13 protein-coding genes and 1 riboswitch are annotated in these 17,327 nt (G+C 74.4%); of the genes, 8 read left to right on the top strand and 5 right to left on the bottom strand.

The annotated features are described in order from the left end of the window. The first annotated feature begins 115 nt into the window (after positions 1-115). The 4 genes from ACZ7LV_RS18915 (at position 116) to ACZ7LV_RS18900 (ending at position 5,000) form a co-directional block, all read left to right on the top strand. Positions 116-1,108 (top strand): ABC transporter substrate-binding protein, encoded by a 993-nt coding sequence (locus ACZ7LV_RS18915; RefSeq protein WP_471940609.1) that lies wholly within the window; start codon positions 116-118, stop codon positions 1,106-1,108. Continuing rightward, positions 1,105-2,217 (top strand): FecCD family ABC transporter permease, encoded by a 1,113-nt coding sequence (locus ACZ7LV_RS18910; RefSeq protein WP_471940608.1) that lies wholly within the window; start codon positions 1,105-1,107, stop codon positions 2,215-2,217. Before ACZ7LV_RS18915 ends, ACZ7LV_RS18910 begins: the two co-directional genes overlap by 4 nt. After that, on the top strand, positions 2,214-3,026 hold the full coding sequence (locus ACZ7LV_RS18905; RefSeq protein ID WP_471940606.1) for an ABC transporter ATP-binding protein: 813 nt from the start codon (positions 2,214-2,216) through the stop codon (positions 3,024-3,026). The genes ACZ7LV_RS18910 and ACZ7LV_RS18905 overlap by 4 nt, the downstream gene beginning before the upstream one ends. A 192-nt stretch (positions 3,027-3,218) precedes the next feature. Further along, positions 3,219-5,000: an FAD-binding dehydrogenase gene (locus ACZ7LV_RS18900; protein WP_471940605.1), complete on the top strand. Its 1,782-nt coding sequence runs from the start codon at positions 3,219-3,221 to the stop codon at positions 4,998-5,000. Positions 5,001-5,057: 57 nt separating this feature from the next. On the opposite strand, the gene metE is transcribed toward ACZ7LV_RS18900, so the two are convergent. Then, complete coding sequence (gene metE, locus ACZ7LV_RS18895; RefSeq protein WP_471940603.1) at positions 5,058-7,376, bottom strand: 5-methyltetrahydropteroyltriglutamate--homocysteine S-methyltransferase; 2,319 nt, start codon at positions 7,374-7,376, stop codon at positions 5,058-5,060. Positions 7,377-7,548: 172 nt separating this feature from the next. Continuing rightward, positions 7,549-7,770: riboswitch (cobalamin riboswitch) on the bottom strand. 147 nt (positions 7,771-7,917) lie between these two features. On the opposite strand from metE, the gene ACZ7LV_RS18890 reads away from it, so the two are divergent. From ACZ7LV_RS18890 to ACZ7LV_RS18880, 3 genes are read left to right on the top strand one after another with little or no spacing between them, the layout of a single operon-like run. Then, positions 7,918-8,553 carry a metal ABC transporter ATP-binding protein gene (locus ACZ7LV_RS18890; RefSeq protein WP_471940602.1) on the top strand — a complete coding sequence of 212 codons (636 nt, stop codon included), beginning with the start codon at positions 7,918-7,920 and terminating at the stop codon, positions 8,551-8,553. Further along, entirely contained in the window at positions 8,550-9,419 is an 870-nt protein-coding gene (locus tag ACZ7LV_RS18885; RefSeq protein WP_471940600.1) for a metal ABC transporter permease, read from the top strand. Before ACZ7LV_RS18890 ends, ACZ7LV_RS18885 begins: the two co-directional genes overlap by 4 nt. Continuing rightward, complete coding sequence (locus tag ACZ7LV_RS18880) at positions 9,377-10,189, top strand: metal ABC transporter solute-binding protein, Zn/Mn family (RefSeq protein ID WP_471940599.1); 813 nt, start codon at positions 9,377-9,379, stop codon at positions 10,187-10,189. The genes ACZ7LV_RS18885 and ACZ7LV_RS18880 overlap by 43 nt, the downstream gene beginning before the upstream one ends. Before the next feature lie 191 nt (positions 10,190-10,380). Here the strand turns inward: ACZ7LV_RS18880 and ACZ7LV_RS18875 are convergent, their stop codons facing one another. Both ACZ7LV_RS18875 and ACZ7LV_RS18870 read right to left on the bottom strand, forming a co-directional pair. Beyond that, positions 10,381-12,057 carry a class I adenylate-forming enzyme family protein gene (locus ACZ7LV_RS18875; protein ID WP_471940598.1) on the bottom strand — a complete coding sequence of 559 codons (1,677 nt, stop codon included), beginning with the start codon at positions 12,055-12,057 and terminating at the stop codon, positions 10,381-10,383. Next, a complete protein-coding gene (locus ACZ7LV_RS18870) occupies positions 12,054-13,796 on the bottom strand; it encodes a CoA transferase (RefSeq protein ID WP_471940596.1) in 1,743 nt (580 codons plus the stop codon). The genes ACZ7LV_RS18875 and ACZ7LV_RS18870 overlap by 4 nt, the downstream gene beginning before the upstream one ends. Before the next feature lie 199 nt (positions 13,797-13,995). Here ACZ7LV_RS18870 and ACZ7LV_RS18865 point away from each other — a divergent pair, with 199 nt between their 5' ends. After that, the gene (locus ACZ7LV_RS18865) at positions 13,996-15,087 is read left to right on the top strand and encodes an acyl-CoA dehydrogenase family protein (RefSeq protein ID WP_471940983.1); all 1,092 of its coding nucleotides are present in this window, start codon (positions 13,996-13,998) and stop codon (positions 15,085-15,087) included. Between the two features lie 19 nt (positions 15,088-15,106). On the opposite strand, the gene ACZ7LV_RS18860 is transcribed toward ACZ7LV_RS18865, so the two are convergent. Beyond that, the gene (locus tag ACZ7LV_RS18860; protein ID WP_471940594.1) at positions 15,107-16,102 is read right to left on the bottom strand and encodes a sugar ABC transporter permease; all 996 of its coding nucleotides are present in this window, start codon (positions 16,100-16,102) and stop codon (positions 15,107-15,109) included. After that, positions 16,099-17,316 carry an MFS transporter gene (locus ACZ7LV_RS18855; RefSeq protein ID WP_471940592.1) on the bottom strand — a complete coding sequence of 406 codons (1,218 nt, stop codon included), beginning with the start codon at positions 17,314-17,316 and terminating at the stop codon, positions 16,099-16,101. Before ACZ7LV_RS18855 ends, ACZ7LV_RS18860 begins: the two co-directional genes overlap by 4 nt. Positions 17,317-17,327 lie beyond the last annotated feature (11 nt).

Below are 17,327 nucleotides of genomic sequence, written 5' to 3'. Positions count from 1 at the left end.
CTCCGGCTGCACCGTTCGCGGTCGTCCGTCCGCCGTTCCCGGCCCCTTTCCGGACCTGGTCCGCCGTCCTGCCTGTTCCGTGTTCCACGTTCCCCCTCCGGTGAGAGGACCCTCCATGATGGGCAAGCGCCCGCTGTCCCTGCTGTCGGCCACCGCCGCCGCGGCCCTGCTGATGTCCGGCTGCGGTGGCGGCGCCACCAAGGACGACGCCGCCCCGGCGAGCACCGTGGCCAAGGGCTTCCCGGTCACGCTGTCCAACTGCGGGGTGGAGACGACGTATCAACGGCCCCCGCGGCGGGCCGTGTCGCTGAACCAGCACGCCACCGAGGTCATGCTGGCGCTCGGTCTGGAGAAGTCGATGGTGGGCACGGCCTACCTCGACGACAGGATCCTCCCCGAGTACCAGGACGCCTACGACGGCATCGAGGTCGTCGCGGAGGAGTACCCCTCGTTCGAGACGCTGCTGGCCGCCGAACCCGACTTCGCCTACGGCGGGTTCGCCAGCACCTTCGACGAGAAGGAGGGCCGCAGCCGTGACGCCTTGTCCAAGGCGGGCATCAACTCCTACCTGAACGTGGAGGAATGCCCGTCCGGACCCGTCACCATGACCACGATGGACCAGGAGATCCGCAACGTGGCCAGGATCTTCGGGGTGCCGGACCGCGCGGAGGCGGAGCTGAAGAAGCTCCACACCACCCTGGACACGGTCGAGGACGAACTCGCCGGAGTCACCCCGGTCGAGCTCTTCGTCTACGACAGCGGCGACAAGACCGCCTTCACCGCGGGCGGCGCCGGCATCGGCAACGAGATGATCGAACGCGCGGGCGGGGTGAACGTCTTCGCCGACCTCGACAAGGCGTTCGGCGACGTGTCGTTCGAGCAGGTCGCCGAGCGGGCGCCCGAGGTCGTCGTGATCTACGACTACGGCGATCAGCCGGTCGCGGACAAGAAGGAGTTCCTGCTGGCCAACCCGGCGCTGAAGGACGTACCCGCCATCAGGAACAAGCGGTTCGCGGTACTGCCGCTGTCGTCCACCGTGCTCGGCGTGCGGGTGCCGGCCGGCGTGGACTCCCTGGCCCGCCAGCTCCACCCGGACCGCTTCGAGTGAGCGGCGCGACGACCGAGACCGACGCCACGGGCGGTAGCGCGCAGGCCGGCACGCGAAGGCCCCTCGGGGCGGACCCCGTCCGGCGCGGCGCCAGGCTTCCCTACCCCCTCGTCCTGGTGCTGCTGGCCGCGCTGGTGGTGCTCGCGGCCACCTTCGGGATCGCCGCCGGATCCGTCGGCGTCCCGGCCGACCAGGTCTGGGGCATCCTGCTCAACCGGGTGCATCCCGCCCTGGCCGACCCCACCTGGACCCCGGTCCGCGAGACGATCGTCGTCGACGTGCGGCTGCCCAGGGTCCTGCTCGCCGGCGTCGTGGGCGCGGGCCTCGCGGTGTGCGGCACGGCGCTCCAGGCGCTGGTGCGCAACCCGCTCGCCGACCCGATGCTGCTCGGTGTCTCGTCGGGCGCCTCCGTCGGCGCGGTGCTGGTCGTGGTCTTCCACCTCACCCTGTTCGGCGTGTTCTCGCTGCCGGTCGCCGCGTTCCTCGGCGCGCTGGCCGCACTCGTCGCCGTCTACTTCCTGGCCCGGTCCGGCGGGCGGATGACGACCGTGCGGCTGGTGCTGGCGGGCGTGGCGACAGCAGAGGTCCTCTCCGCGCTCGCCAGTTTCCTGGTGGTGACCTCCAGCGATCCGCACAAGACGCAGTCGGCGCTGCGCTGGATGCTCGGCGGTCTCGCCGGCACCACCTGGACGGTGGTGTGGATCCCCGTCGGCGCCGTCCTGCTCGGCACGGCCGTCCTGCTGGGCGTCTGCCGGTCCCTCAACCTGCTGCTCGCGGGGGAGGAGGCGGCCGTCGCGCTCGGCCTGGACGTCCACCGCTTCCGCGCGGCGCTGTTCACCCTGGTCGCCGTGATGATCGGCACGATCGTCGCGGTCAGCGGCCAGATCGGATTCGTCGGACTGATCATGCCCCATGTCGTACGGCTGCTCGTCGGCGCCGACCACCGCCGCGCGCTGCCCGCCGCGGCACTGCTCGGCGCGGCCTTCCTGATCGCCGCCGATCTGGTGGCACGCACCGTGATGAACCCGGAGGAGATCCCCGTGGGCATCCTCACCGCCCTGGTCGGCGGCCCCTTCTTCCTGTGGCTGATGCGTCGGAGGACGGCATGACGAGGACGCTCACGACCAAGCCCGCCACCCCGGCCGCGGCGTCGCCCGGCGCGCTGGCCGTGCGGGACGTCTCTGTCGTCGTCGACGGCCGGGCACTGGTGGACCGGGCGTCGCTGGACGTGGCGCCGCGCGAGGTGGTGGGTCTCGTGGGCCCCAACGGCGCCGGGAAGTCCACTTTGTTGCGCACGGTCTACCGGGCCCTGCGCCCCACCTCGGGGCAGGTGCTGCTGGACGGCGAGGACGTCCGGCGGATGCCCGGCAAGAGCCTCGCGCGACGACTCGCGGCCGTCCTGCAGGAGGCGGCCGGGGAGTTCGAGCTCTCGGTGTACGACGTGGTGGCCATGGGACGCACCCCGCACAAGCGGGCCTTCGAGGGCGACGACGCCGGTGACCGCGCCGTCGTGATGGCCGCGCTGACCGAACTCGACGCCGCGGGCCTGGCACAAGCCCCCTTCGCCCGGCTGTCGGGCGGTGAGAAGCAGCGGGTGCTGATCGCCCGCGCGCTCGCCCAGCGGGCGGGCACGATGGTGCTGGACGAGCCGACCAACCACCTGGACCTGCGCCACCAGTTGGACACGTTGCGCCTCGTGCGCCGGCTCGGCGTCACCGCCGTCGTCGCCCTGCACGACCTCAACCTCGCCGCCGCCTTCTGCGACCGCCTCTGCGTCATGGACGGCGGCCGCGTGGTGACCATGGGGCCGCCCGCGAAGGTCCTCACGCCCGAACTCCTCGCCGACGTCTACCGCGTCGACGCCGAGGTGACCGAGGATCCCCGCACCGGCGTACCGCACATCACGCTGCTGCCGTGAACGCCCGCACGAGCCCCCCGCCGCCGCGTGCCGGCTGACTAGAAAGTCAACTTGCCTATGCGCCAAGGCAGTTGAGTGACGCACGGCTCTGGTGGTCCGCGTACCCCCTGATCTACCGTCGGTAACCCCTGCTCTCGCAGCAGCATCCCGTACCTCTCCGGCCTCCTCCTCACCCCCATTGGAAGGCAGCCCATGGAGCACCCGTCATCACCGGCCGCGATCACCCGCCGCCATGCCCTGACCGTGGCGGGCGGCGTGCTCGCCGGCGCCGCCCTGGCCCAGGCCGCGACCCCGGCGTACGCCGCGTCGGACGCGGACGCCATCGTCGTCGGCCACGGCCTGGCCGGGCTGGTCGCCACGGCCGAACTGGCCGCGGCCGGACGCAAGGTGCTGCTGCTCGACCAGGAACCCGAAACCGGCCTCGGTGGCCAGGCGTTCTGGTCGTTCGGCGGCCTGTTCCTCGTCGACTCCCACGAGCAGCGGCTGATGGGCATCAAGGACTCCCACGAACTCGCCTGGCAGGACTGGCTGGGCACGGCCGGATTCGACCGCGGGACCGACGACCCGGCGGGCCAGGACCACTGGGCGTACCAGTGGGCCGAGGCGTACGTCGACTTCGCCGCCGGGGAGAAGCGGTCCTGGCTGTCGGGGCTCGGAGTGCAGTGGTTCCCGATCGTCGGCTGGGCCGAGCGGGGCGGCGGCCTCGCCGACGGCCACGGCAACTCGGTGCCGCGCTTCCACGTCACCTGGGGCACCGGACCCGCCGTCGTCGAACCCTTCGAGAAGAAGGTGCGGGCCGCCGCGCAGAGCGGCCGGGTCGCCTTCCGGTTCCGCCACCGGGTGGACGAACTGGTGGTCACGAACGGCGCGGTCACCGGGGTACGCGGCGCGGTCCTGGAGCCGAGCGACGCCGCCCGCGGCAAGCCCAGCTCCCGCGTGGTGGTCGGCGACTTCGAACTGCGCGCGCCGGTCGTGATCGTGACCTCCGGCGGCATCGGCGCCGACCACGACCTCGTCCGCCGGAACTGGCCCGCCCGCCTCGGCACCCCGCCCAAGTCCATGATCACCGGAGTGCCCGCGCACGTGGACGGGCGCATGCTCGCCATCACCGAGCGGGCCGGCGGACGGATCGTCAACCCCGACCGGATGTGGCACTACACCGAGGGCCTCAAGAACTACGACCCCATCTGGCCCGGTCATGGCATCCGCATCCTGCCCGGCCCGTCCTCCCTGTGGTTCGACGCCACCGGCAAGCGGTTCTCCAGCCCCGACATCCCGGGCTACGACACCCTGCACACCCTCAAGTCGATCACCGACAGCGGATACGACTACTCCTGGTTCGTCACCACACAGAAGATCATCGCGAAGGAGTTCGCCCTCTCCGGCTCCGAACAGAACCCGGACCTCACCGAGAAGAACGTCTGGCAACTGCTGTCACGCATCTGGCAGACCCCGGAGCCCATCGAGCGGTTCAAGGAGAGGGGCGAGGACTTCGTCGTCGCCGAGACCCTGCCACAACTGGTCGCGGGCATGAACGAGCTGACGGGCCAGAACCTGATCCGACCGGCCGACCTCCAGCGGCAGATCGAGGCCCGCGACCGCGAGATCGCCAACCCCTACACCAAGGACGTCCAGGTCATGGGCATCCGCAACGCGCTCGCCTATCCCGGGGACACGCTCAGCCGCACCGCGTCAGCGCACCGGATCCTGGACCCGGCCGCCGGGCCGCTGATCGCCGTGCGGCTCAACATCCTGACCCGCAAGACCCTGGGTGGTCTCCAGACCGACCTGTCCGGCCGCGTCCTGAACGCCTCCGGCACCCCGGTCCCCGGCCTGTACGCGGCCGGTGAGGTCGCCGGCTTCGGCGGGGGAGGCGTCCACGGATACCGCTCGCTGGAGGGCACCTTCCTCGGCGGCTGCCTGTTCTCCGGCCGCAAGGCGGGACGCGCGGCGGCCGAGGCGACCGCGAGCTGAACCCTCTCCCGCAGGCCGGGGCGCCGCCGACGCCCCGGCCTCTTCGGCACGGCGGGATCAGGAGGCCGACAGCTCCGCCCGGACCGTGCGGGCCGCGGCCACCAGGTTCTCCAGCGACGCGCGGGTCTCGGGCCAGCCGCGGGTCTTCAGACCGCAGTCGGGGTTGACCCACAACCGTTCGGCCGGAATGGCCTTCAGGCCGGTACGCAGCAGTTCCGCGGCCTCGTCGGCGCCCGGGACGCGCGGGGAGTGGATGTCGTAGACACCCGGCCCGGCCTCGCGCGGGTAGCCGTGCGACGCCAGCTCCCGTGCCACCTGCATGCGGGAGCGGGCGGCCTCCAGGCTGATGACGTCCGCGTCGAGGTCGTCGATGGCCTGGACGATGTCGCCGAACTCGGCGTAGCACATGTGGGTGTGGATCTGGGTGTCCGGGCGTACGCCTGCGGTGGTGAGCCGGAACGCCTCCGTCGCCCAGGACAGGTAGGCGGCGTGGTCGGCCGAGCGCAGCGGCAGGGTCTCGCGCAGCGCCGGTTCGTCGACCTGGATGACCGAGGTCCCGGCCGCCTCCAGGTCGTTCACCTCGTCGCGCAGCGCGAGGGCGACCTGGCGTGCGGTGTCGCCGAGAGGCTGGTCGTCGCGGACGAAGGACCAGGCGAGCATGGTGACCGGCCCGGTCAGCATGCCCTTGACCGGGCGGCCGGTGAGGGACTGGGCGTACGTCGTCCAGCGCACCGTCATCGGCCCGGGGCGGGAGATGTCCCCGGCCAGGATCGGCGGGCGGACGTAGCGGGTGCCGTAGGACTGGACCCAGCCGTGCTGGGTGGCGAGGTAGCCGGTGAGCCGCTCGGCGAAGTACTGGACCATGTCGTTGCGTTCGGGCTCGCCGTGCACGAGGACGTCGAGGCCGGTCTTCTCCTGGAAGGCGACGACCTCCTGGATCTCGGCCCGGATGCGCTCCTCGTACCCGGCGTCGTCGATCCGGCCGGCCCGCAGGTCGGCGCGGGCGGCCCGCAGTTCGCCGGTCTGCGGGAAGGAGCCGATGGTCGTGGTCGGCAGCAGGGGCAGGCCGAGGTGGGCGCGCTGGGCGGCGGCCCGCTCGGTGTACGGCTGGGAGCGCCGGGCGTCGGCCTCGGTGACGGCGGCGGCGCGGGCGCGGACCGCCGGGTCGTGGGTGATCGGCGAGCCCGCCCGGGAGGCCAGGACGGCCCGGTTGGCGGCCAGTTCGGCGGTGATCGCGCCGGTGCCCAGGGCGAGTCCCTTGGCGAGGGTGACGATCTCGGCGGTCTTCTGCTGCGCGAACGCGAGCCAGCGCAGGATCTGCGGCTCGACGTCCCGCTCCAGACCCGTGTCGAGCGGTACGTGCAGCAGCGAGCAGGAGGCGGCCACGTCGACCCGGTCGGCGAGGCCCAGCAGGGTGCCGAGGGTGGCGAGGGACTTCTCCAGGTCGGCGGCCCAGATGTTGCGCCCGTCGACCACACCGGCGACCAGGCGCTTGCCGGGCAGTCCGCCGACGGCCGCCAGGGCGTGGAGGTTGGCCGCGCCGGCCCCGGTGAAGTCCAGCGCGAGTCCCTCGACGGGGGACTTGGCCAGGACCGGCAGGGCGTCGCCGAGCCGGTCGAAGTACGAGGCCACGAGGAGCTGGGGCCGGTCGGTGAGGGCGCCGAGTTCGCGGTAGGCCCGCTCGGCGGCGTTCAGGTCGGCCGGGGTGCGGTCCTGGGCGAGGGCGGGCTCGTCGAGCTGCACCCACTCGGCGCCCGCCGCGCGCAGGTCGGCGAGGACCTCGGCGTACACCGGCAGCAGCCGGTCCAGCAGCGTGAGCGGGGCGAAGTCCGCGGGGGCGCCCGGCGCGGGCTTGGCGAGCAGCAGGTACGTCACGGGCCCGACGAGGACCGGACGGGCCGTCAGCCCCAGCGCGCGGGCCTCCTCGAACTCCGCGACCTGCTTGGCGGCGTCGGCGGCGAAGACGGTGTCCGGGCCCAGTTCGGGCACCAGGTAGTGGTAGTTGGTGTCGAACCACTTGGTCATCTCCAGCGGCGCGACGTCCTGCGTGCCCCGCGCCATGGCGAAGTACCCGTCGAGCGCGTCGGCCGCGACGGCCTCCCGGTGCCGGTCGGGGATCGCGCCGACCATGACGGTCGTGTCGAGCACGTGGTCGTAGTACGAGAAGTCGCCGCTCGGCACCTCGTGGACGCCGGCGTCGGCGAGGCGACGCCAGGTGGCGGCGCGCAGTTCGGCGGCGGTCGACCGGAGGGCGTCGGCGGTGACGCGGCCCTTCCAGTAGCCCTCGATCGCCTTCTTCAGCTCCCGGTTGCGGCCCTGGCGGGGGTAGCCGTACACGGTGGCCCGTGCTGCCGCGGCTGCGGGCTTGGTGGTCACGGAGATCTCCTTCGCGAGATGAATCCCTGAGATCCCGGGGACGGGACGAGAGCGCGAAGGGTGACGGAACCGGACGGACCCGACCTCGCGCGGCTTGCGAGCACCGCGCGGTCGTCCGCCTGGTAGTACGCCGACCCGCCCTCGAGGTCACCGGAATGTCCGCGCGCGAGGGGTCGCGCACGGGCAGTTGGCAGGTCTTCGGACTCGCGGGCCCGCCTCGTGTCGTACGAGGCACCTACTGGCCGTCGCTTCCCGGACCCGTCTCCTCGGGCCCAGTGCGTATGACGGCGGTCGTTCCCACTCACCGCTGCGGGGCAGTCCCGGATTTCCACCGGGTTCCCTCTTACGACGTCCCGCCTGGCGGACGGGGCGAACCAGCTGCGCCGACCACCCTACGCCGCGACGGGCGCGCGAGGCGGGCAGGTCCGGCATGCGGAAGGTGAAGTCGGACACGCGGGTGCGTGCCGCCGGTGTCGGCGCCACGCACCTGGGAACCAGCCGCCGTCTTCTTCCGACTGCTGTGGAGGAGCGAGGAGGTGGCATGGAAGGACTGGACGTCGTGATGCGCGAGGTCGCCTGCCGGCACGGCCGGGTGGAGGCCGTCCGGGGCGTCGACCTCGACGTCGCGGCCGGCCGGCGGGTGGCGTTGACGGGTACCAACGGCTCGGGCAAGACCACGTTGCTGCGGGCCGTGCTCGGTCTGCACCGCCGGGCGGGCGGCCGGATCCTGGTGGGCGGCCGGGACACCCGCAGCGCGGCCGAGTGGGCGTGGCGGCGCCGGGCCTGCGCCTGGATCCCGCAGAAGCCGGCCGTCGGCCGGTTCCCGCTGCTGGCGGGGGAGTTGCTGGACAGCGGCGGCGCGCGGGACGAGGCCGTCGAGGCGGCGGCGAAGCTGGGCGTCGGGCAGCTCGTCGGACGGCCGGTGCACACCCTGTCCGGCGGCCAGTTGCAGCGGATGTACCTGGCGCGGGCGGTCGGCTGTGTCGCCGCGGGCGCCGGGGTGCTGCTGGCCGACGAACCCACCGCCGCGCTGGACTTCGCCGGGCAGGAGGAGGCGGCCGATGTCCTGCTGTCCCTGCCCGTGACCGTCCTGGTCGTCACCCACGACCGGGCCCTGGCCGACCGCTGCGACCAGGTGCTGGAGATGGCCGCCGGCCGGCTGCGGGAGGTGCGGTGAACGCCCAGGCCGCCGCCGACGTCGGCCAGTTGCTGCAACTCGTCCCGGTCCAGCGTGCGGGGACCGCCCTGCTGCTGGCCGCCGTGGGCCTGCCCGTGATCGGCGTCGTGATCGTCGGTCTGGACATCATGCCGGTGCGGTTCGCGATGATGCACGTGGCGCTCCTCGGCATCGCGGTGGGCCTGCTGACCGGCCTCGACCCGATGCTGTGCGCGCTGCTCGCCTGCGCTCTCGCCGGCGCCGGGGTCGCCCCGCTGGCCCGCACCCCGGACGGGCTGTCGGGGGCGATGGGCCTGCTCATGAGCCTGGCGATCGCGGCGGCGCTGCTCGTGCTCGCGGTGTCCGGGGTCAACGCGGCCGGCGCGTTCGCCCTGTTGTGGGGTTCGATCCTGTCCGTGGGCACCGCCGACCTGTGGGTGCTCGGCGCCCTGGCGGTCGCCGTCCCGGCCCTGTTCTGGTGGCGGCGCCGCGACCTCGCCCTGCTGCTGTACGACCGCGAACTCGCCCTGTCCTCCGGCGTACGGATCGAGCGGCTCACCCTGGTGCTCCTCGTCCTGGTCGCGGTGGCCGTCGCGGGAGCCATCAAGCTCACCGGCGCGCTGCTCGTCGACGCCCTCACGCTGCTGCCGGCGCTCGCGGCCCGCCGCCTCGGCACGTCCCTGAAGTCCATCACCGCCTGGGCGGTCGGCATCGGAGTCGCCGTGAACCTGACCGGGTTCCTCCTCGCGCTCCGCTTCGACTGGCCGCCCGGGCCCGTCCTCGTCCTCACCGCCGGCGTGGTCGTCCTCGCCGTCCATCTCCTACCCGAACGGAGAACCAGCTCATGGCGCGCACCCGCGTCCCCAACACTTCCCTCCTCGCACTGACCCTCACCGCGGGGCTCGCCCTGACCACGACCGGGTGCGGGGGCGGGAACGAGCCGTCGTCGTCCTCGTCGTCCGGTGCCAAGAACTCCTCGCCGGTCGTCGTCGCCACCACCACCTGGGAGGGCGCACTCGCCAAGGCCGCCGGCGCCGAGGACGTCGAGGTCATCGTCCCGCAGTCGGTGCAGCACGCCCCGGACTACGACCCCAAGCCCTCCGACCTCGCGGCGGTGGCGGGCGCCGACTACGTGCTCTACGCGCCCTTCGAGCCGTACGCCGCGAAGATCAAGGAAGCGGCCGGCTCCGACGCCGAGCTGGTCGAGGTCGCCCTCGACAACGACGCGGACAAGGCGAAGGCCGAAGTCGCCAGGCTGGCGGAGCTGTTCGGCACCGAGGACGCCGCCGCGCGGTGGACCGCCTCCTTCGACTCCGAGTACGCGGCGCTGCACAAGGGCCTGAAGGCCAAGTGGCCGCGAGGGGAGCAGCCCACCGTCGTCGCCCAGGTGTTCACGACATGGGCGGCGAAGCTGGCGGGCGCCGAACTCGCCGGTACCTTCGGGCCCGAGGCCGTGACGGCGACGCAGCTGTCCGAGCTGTCGCGGACGAAGCCCCGACTCGTCCTGGACAACGCGCACATGACGACCGGCACGGTGCTGCCCGACGCGGGCGCCGAACAGGTCGAGATCGTCAACTACCCGGGGACGGATCTGGACCTGCTGGCGGTCTACCGGGAAGCCGCGAAGACGGTGGAGACGGCGATGGCCGCCTCGTAACGGTGTCGCGTCACGCACCGAGGGGGCCGCCCGCGCCGGATGGCCCTCTCAGCGCGTGGTGGACTCAGCCGGCCGGAGTCAGCGGGCGCTCCGGACCCGGTTGCGCGGCGGCGATGGCCGCCTCGTAACGGTGTCGCGTCACGCACCGAGGGGCCGCCCGCGCCGGACGGCCCTCTCAGCGCGTGGTGGACTCAGCCGGCCGGAGCCGGCGGCCGCTCCGGACCCGGCTGCGCGGCGAATCGTTCCCGCACTACGGCACGGTCCGGCTTGCCCGCGGGGGTGAGCGGCAACTCCGCCACGACCAGCAGCCGTTCGGGGTGCTTGCGCCGCTCCAGTCCGCGCCCGTCGAGGTGGGCGCACAGCTCGGCCAGCGTGGGCGTGCGGCCCTCGCGCGGCACCACGCACGCCGCGAGCCGCTCACCCATCAGCGGATCGGGCACCCCCACGCAGACCACGTCCCGCACCAGCGGATGGCCCGCCAGCTCGATCTCCACCTCCGCCGGGCTGATGTTGGCCCCGCCGCGGATCACGACGTCCTTGAGCCGGCCGACGACCCGCAGGGTGCCGTCCTCCTGGAGCAGTCCGAGATCCCCGGTGCGCACCCAGCCGTCGTCGGTGCGGTAGCGGGCGTCCAGGTCCGGGGCGGCGACGTAGCACAGCGGCGTCATCGGGCCGCGGGCCACGATCTCGCCGACCGTGCCGCTCGGCAGCTCGCGCAGTTCGCGGACGCCGGGGCTGGCGATGAGGATGTCGGCGACGCGTGGGTCGGGGTGGCCCGCGAGGACGCCGGGCCCCGCGCCCCTCGTGTCCTCGGCCGCGAGCCCCGTATGGCAGTTGACGCCGTCGGCCGAGCCGTAGAGGTGCACGACGGGGCAGCCGAAGACGCGCCGCGCCTCCTCGGCGGTGGCCTCGTCCAGCGGGGAGCCGCCGACCACCAGGGCGGTGGGCGGGGTGAACTCCGGCAGGCCGCCCTCGGCGACGCGGTCCAGCATCATCCGGATCATGGTCGGCACGCCGAGGACATGGGTGGGCCGGTGCTCGACGAGTGCCTCCAGCGCGGCCTCGGGCGTGAAGTGGTCGAGCAGGACGAGCGTGCCGCCGTGCCGGGCGAGCGCGACGGCGGTGCCGTTGCTGCCGAACGCGGAGGCCAGCGGCACCAGGAACAGGCAACGCGGCGGCTGCCCGCCGGTCATGAGCGAGGCGAGGAAGTTGCCGCGCCCGCCGGCCAGCGCGTTGTGCGAGTACGCCACCATCTTCGGCTCGGCCTCCGAGCCGGAGGAGACGAGGATGCGGGCGGCGGAGTCGGGGTGAGGGCGGGCCGGGGCGAACGCCCTGGGGTCGGTGCGCAGCAGCGCGGACAGCGCCACCGCCCCCTCGGGCACGGTACCGGGCCCGGCCGCCACCACGGCGCGCAGGGCGGGCAGTTCACCGGCCAGCGCCAGCAGGTCGGCCGCGTGGTGGTTGCCCCGGTGCTCGGCGGCCGCGACGACCGCGACCGCCTCCGATCTGGCCAGCAGCGACGCCGCTTCCCGCCCGCCTCGCCCCACGGGGAACGGCAGCGCGACGGCGCCCAGGGCGGCCAGCGCCAGATCGGCGACGACGGCGTTGCGGCCGTTGGGCAATTGTATGCCGACCACGTCGCCGGCGCGTATCCCGAGCCCCGACAGGCCGGCGGCCAGACATCGCGCCTTGCGGTCCAGCGCGGTGTAGCAGAGCTTGCCCTTGGCGTCGAGGATCGCCGTACGGTGCAGGTCGGCGATCTGATGGGCGCGGTAGAGGCTGTACAGGTCGAGATCGGGGCAGGTGCCGTCGACGGCCCAGGAGCGGCGCAGCTCGGCGGGCAGCAGGTCGTGCAGGGTGACGGTCATGCGAAGCTCCAGGGGTCGGGGACGGCGGGGGCGCCGTGCGCGTCGCGGCTGATCGAGCCGGTGGTCAGCAGGTCGGAGAGGTCGGTGACGACGGGGACGGCCGCGAGCCCGCGGCTTTGCAACTCTTCGAGCGCCTGCGCGGTGGACAGCGCGCGCGGGTCCACGGGGACGGCGGTGTGGTCGGGAGGGGCGATCCAGCCGTCGGCCGTCGGCAGCGGACGGCGGAAGCCGGCCGGCCGCCGGGGGTCAAGCCCCCGCGCCGCTCGGGCGCGGGCGGGCGCGGTGAGCACGTCGGCGGCACCGAGCAGGGACGAGTCCACCCGCACCCCGCATCCCGTGCGTTCCCGCAGCAGCAGGCCCGCCAGCACCGCCTCGGCGCCCAGCAGTCCGCCCAGCACGTCGAGCAGCGTCATCAGCGACGGTGCCGGCGCCTCGTCGGCGGGCCGGGCGGCCTCACCGACCCCGGTGCGGGCCTGCACCATGAAGTCGGTGCCCAGGGGCGCGCCGGGCAGCCGTCCGGCCCAGCCGCTCGTGTAGGCGTAGACCAGCGCCGGGTTGGCGGCCGCCAGGTGTGTGTGGTCCAGACCGAGGTCGGCCGCCTTGCCCGGCGCCCAGTTGTGCAGGAACACATCGGCGCCCGCCGCCATCTCGCGCAGCCGCTCGCGGTCCGCCGCCGACTTGATGTCGACCTCCACGGCCTTCTTGCCCCGGTTGAGCGCCAGCCAGCGTGCGGAGATCCCCGAGCAGGCCGGCGGCATGCCCCGCAGCGGATCACCGCCCGGCGGCTCGATCCGGACGACCTCGGCGCCCAGCAGGCCGAGCAGATGCGCGGTGAGCGGCGCCTGGATGCGCCGCCCCGCCTCCAGCACGGTCAGACCGGCGAGCGGGGCGTCCACCGGTGCCGTCGTCCCGGCGTACGACGCCTGGTGCGCAGCGAGCTCCCACGGTGGCGCTCCGTCGTACTCGGCGGCACGCCGCGCGAGCGACGACAGCGGGCACACGTCGACACCGGCGTCCCCGGCGGCCTCCCGGATCCGCTCCCAGGAACATGCCCGCACGATCTCGTGCAGTACGGGTGGGAAGGGCGCGCAGGCGGTCGCGTAGCGGAACTGGAAGGGCCGCCAGCCTCGCCGTACCGCCTCCTCGGGCGCGCCGAGCGCCCGCCAGAACGCGGCCCAGCCGCCCGGGTCGAGCGTCTCCAGCTCGAGGAGCGTGCCGTCCGCCGCCGTGAACGGGGGTCCGCCCGGGGCGAGTTCGGCGGCCTCGCCTTCCTCGGCGCCGGCGGCGGCCACGTACTGCGAGACGGCCAGCAGCCCGGCCCGCTCCGCGCTCACGTGCGCGCCGGGCAGGCTGCCGCCGCGGGCCCGCGCCAGCAGTCCGGCCAGCAGCGCCTGCACGGCGAGCACGCCGGTGGCGGTGGCCGCGTAGTCGACGGCGAGGCCGCGGGGGGCGCCGTCACGACGGCCGTGGACGGCCATGACGCCGGTGGCCGCCTGCACGGTCGCCTCGTCGACGAGCCCGTCACCCCACGTCGTACGGGCGGTGACCGGCTCCGGCGAGGACGGCCACCCGCAGAGGGCGAACCGGCCACCGGGACGGCCGTCGCCGTCGGCGCCCAGCAGCCGCAGATGCTCCGCGACGAGTCCGTCCGCGGGGCCGGGCGGCCCCGAGGCCTCCCCGCGCAGCCCCTCCAGCGGCCGGGCCGTGCGCAGGGTGATGGGTGTGGCTGGAGTTGCCATGCCGTTCCTTCCTGACGCTCGGGAACCCGGGGGCGGTCGCCCCCGACCTGTTCCACGACAAGAGCAGTCGGACCGGCGACGGCCGGAGTTCCCACCGGAGCGGAGGAAAGTGGTGCTGGTGACGCAGGGGGAGCCTCAATGCCCGCCCGACATCGTGGAGTTGCGGGACCGGGTGGCGGAGTTCGTCCAGGGGCGGGTGATGCCCCACGAGCCGGTGCTGGACGCGGGCGGCCCGCAGGCGGGCGCGGTGCTGGCCCGGCTCCGGCAGGAGGCGAAGGACGCCGGGCTGTGGGCCCTGCCCCATCCCGCCGAACTGGGCGGCCAGGGACTGCCGTTGCGGGCGTACGCGCATGTCGCCGAGGCCGAGGGCGCCAGCGACCACGGCCCGGCTGCCCTCGGGTCGGCGTCACTGCTGGACGTGTTGATGCTGTGGCGGCACGGCAGCCCGCGCGTCCGCGAGACGTACGTGCCCGCGCTCGTCGCCGGGGACCTGCGGGCCTGCTACGCCATGACCGAACCGGACGTCCCCGGAACCGACCCCTTCCGCACCGCCACCCGCGCCGAACGGACGACGGACGGGGCCTGGCGGCTCACCGGCCGCAAGTGGTTCACCAGCGGCGCCGCGGACGCCGGCCTCGTCACGGTGCTGGCGCGGACCGACGGCTCGGCGCCGGACCGGGACGGGCTGTCGCTGCTGCTGGTCCCCGCCGGTTCGGCAGGCTTCCAGGTGGTGCGCGACCTGCCGGTGTTCGGCGCGGCGGGCCAGTACGAGATCGCCCTGGACGGCGTCACGGTCGGCGCCGACCAACTGATCGGTGAGCGCGGCAAGGCCCTGGCCGTCGCGGGCGAGCGGCTCCAGCTCGGCCGCACGCTGCGCTGTCTGCGCTGGCTCGGACAGGCGCAACGGGCCTTCGCCCTGATGCGGGAACGCGCCCTGACCCGCACCCGCTCCCGCGGGCCGCTCGGCGACCTCCAGCTGGTCCAGCGCCACGTCTTCGAGTCCCTGCTCGCCCTGCGCACCACCCGGCCGCTCGTCCACGAGGCGGCGGCCCTCCTCGACGCCGGTCTCGACGCCCACGTGGAGGTGGGCCTGGCCAAGGTGGCGGCGGCCCGCACACTCCAACAGGTCGCGGACGCGGCGATCCAGGTGTACGGGGCGGAGGGCCTCGGCCCCGACACCCCGCTGCCCGCCCTCTTCCGCGTCGGTCGCGCCGCACGCATCCTGGACGGCCCGGACGAGCTGCACATCACCGCCGTGGCCCGCCGCGTCCTGCGGACGGGTACTTCCTAGAAGGGACTCGGGCTCGTCGTCATGCCGGTTCGACGAGGCCGGTGAGCAGGGCGAGCGCGTACGCGAGGAAGAAGTCGCCCCAGATCAGCTCATGCCGGACGGCCGTCGCGGAGGCGAGGTCGTAACAGCCGTCCAGCAGGCGGCCGTCGACGGTCAGATGGGAGCTGACCAGCTCTTCGAGGACGGCGACGGCCCGGCTCCGGTGTCCGAGAAGCAGCAACGCCGTGGCGATGACGGCCGCGGCCGAGGTGTCACGAGGGCCGTCGGGCCGCGCCGCGTCGGCGAGCGGCACGAGGTCCCCGAGCATCGACTCGGCCGTCACGTCGGCGAGTTCTCCGAAGCCCACATGACGTACGGCCTCGGCCACCGCCAGCAGCAGCCACGCCGGCCCCCGGCTCCAGCCCGGCGGCGGATCCTGCACGGCGGTCCAGCCCCGCGCCGGGTCGTGCCGCCACGCCCAGTGGCGCGGGGGCCGCCCGAGGCAGAGGTCGAGATGGCGCCGCAGGTGGGACAGGGCCGCCGCCGCGTCCACGGTGGCGAGCAGCGGCACCAGCCCCGGCACCGCGTCCACCCGCGCGAGCAGGCGGGGCCCGCCGAAGGCCGCACCCCAGGGCACCAGGCCCAGTTCCGCGTCGAAGGAGTCCCGGCAGGCCAGGGCGGCCCGCTCCTGCAGGCCGCCCTCGCTGCCGGCGGCGAGCAGGGTGCCGTACCAGAAGACGAGCCCGCGGGTCGCGGTGTCCGCCTCGGTCCAGGCGGCGAGCCGGGCGGTGCACAGCAGCGCGGCCTCCCGGTCCGCCGGTGCGCCGGTGTGCCGGGCGCGCAGCCACAGCAGCCCCGCCCAGAAGCCTCCGGTCCACGACCCGCGCCCGCTCGTCGTCCACGTCCCCTCGCCCGGTTCCGCGAACAGCGGGAAGCGGTCGCCGACCGCGGCACGGGTGACGGCGACCCGGTCGAGCACGGCGGCGAGAGCCGGTGCGGCCCACGCGGGCGGCACGGCCGGGAGGGACCCGCTCACGCCCCGCCGTCCTCGCGGCGTCCGCGCAGCGCCCCCAGCACGGCGACCACGCCCGCGGCCGCGAACTCGCCCGCCACGAGCCACCATCCGGCCCCGTACCGGCCCGCCTCCGCCAGCAGACCGAACAGCGGCGGCCCGATGGCGAACCCGGCGAAGAACCCGGCCGAGACCAGCGCGGAGTCCTGCCCCGCCCGGCCGGGCGCGGCACGCTGCATCACGAGGACCATGGACACCGCGTTGGCCGCCACCGCGAACACCCCGACCGCCACCGCGGCCACCCAGGCGAGCGCGGGGGCGTGCGCGGAGAGGGCGAGCAGTGCCGCCGCCGGCACGGCGCCCGCGGCCAGCGCAGCCGGCAACCACACCGCCCGGCCGGGGCGTCCGGCGAGCCGCGACCAGCCGACCCGCCCGGCGATCCCCGCCACGCCCAGCACCGCCACCAGCGTGCCCGCCGCCGTCGCGCCGAGGCCGAGCCGCTGGGCGCCGTACAGCGCCAGATAGGTGTTCACGGAGGCGATGCCGCAGCCCAGGAGCAGGGAGAACCCCATCAGCCAGGCGATCGTCCCACGCGGCACCCAGGCCGCCGCGGTGGACTTCGGGGGCGGATCGCCGGGCAGTACGCGTGCCGCCCAGCACGCCGCGACGACGGCGGCACCCGCCGCCGTCCACACCGCTCCCCGCCACCCCACGACGGCGGCGAGCGCCGCGAGCGGCAGCCCCGCCGCGAACGCCCCGAGCTGGACCCCCGACTGCTTCGTCCCCGTCACCGAGCCACGCCGGACGGGAGGTACGACGGCCAGGATCGCCTTGTTCGTCGCGGGGTTGGCCAGCGCCTGCGGGACCCCGCCGAGCGCCACCGCCGTCAGCAGGAGACCGGTGCCGGGCGCCGCCCCGATCAGGGCCAGCGCGAGCGCGGAGACCGCCAGCAGCGCGACGAGGCACCGGCGCGGTCCCACCCGGTCCACCACCCGGCCGCCGACCGGCGAGAGCACCGTCGCCGTCGCGAACCCGACGGTCGTGGTCAGCCCCAGCACGGTGGGGGAGACGCCGAGTTCCGTCACCAGCCGGGGGCCGAGGGCCCCCAGCAGGAACAACTGCATCATCGAGAAGGCCATGGCACAGGTGAGCAGCGCGGTCAGGGCGCCGCCCCCGCCGCCCGCCCCCGCCTTGCCCACCTCGGCCGCCGTACCCGTCCCGCTCCGACCCGTCGTCACAGACGCACCTC

This window comes from Streptomyces sp. NPDC107562, from assembly GCF_055657325.1.
The sequence above is the reverse complement of the archived record's forward strand: the minus strand, read 5'-3'. Positions and strand labels throughout refer to the sequence as shown.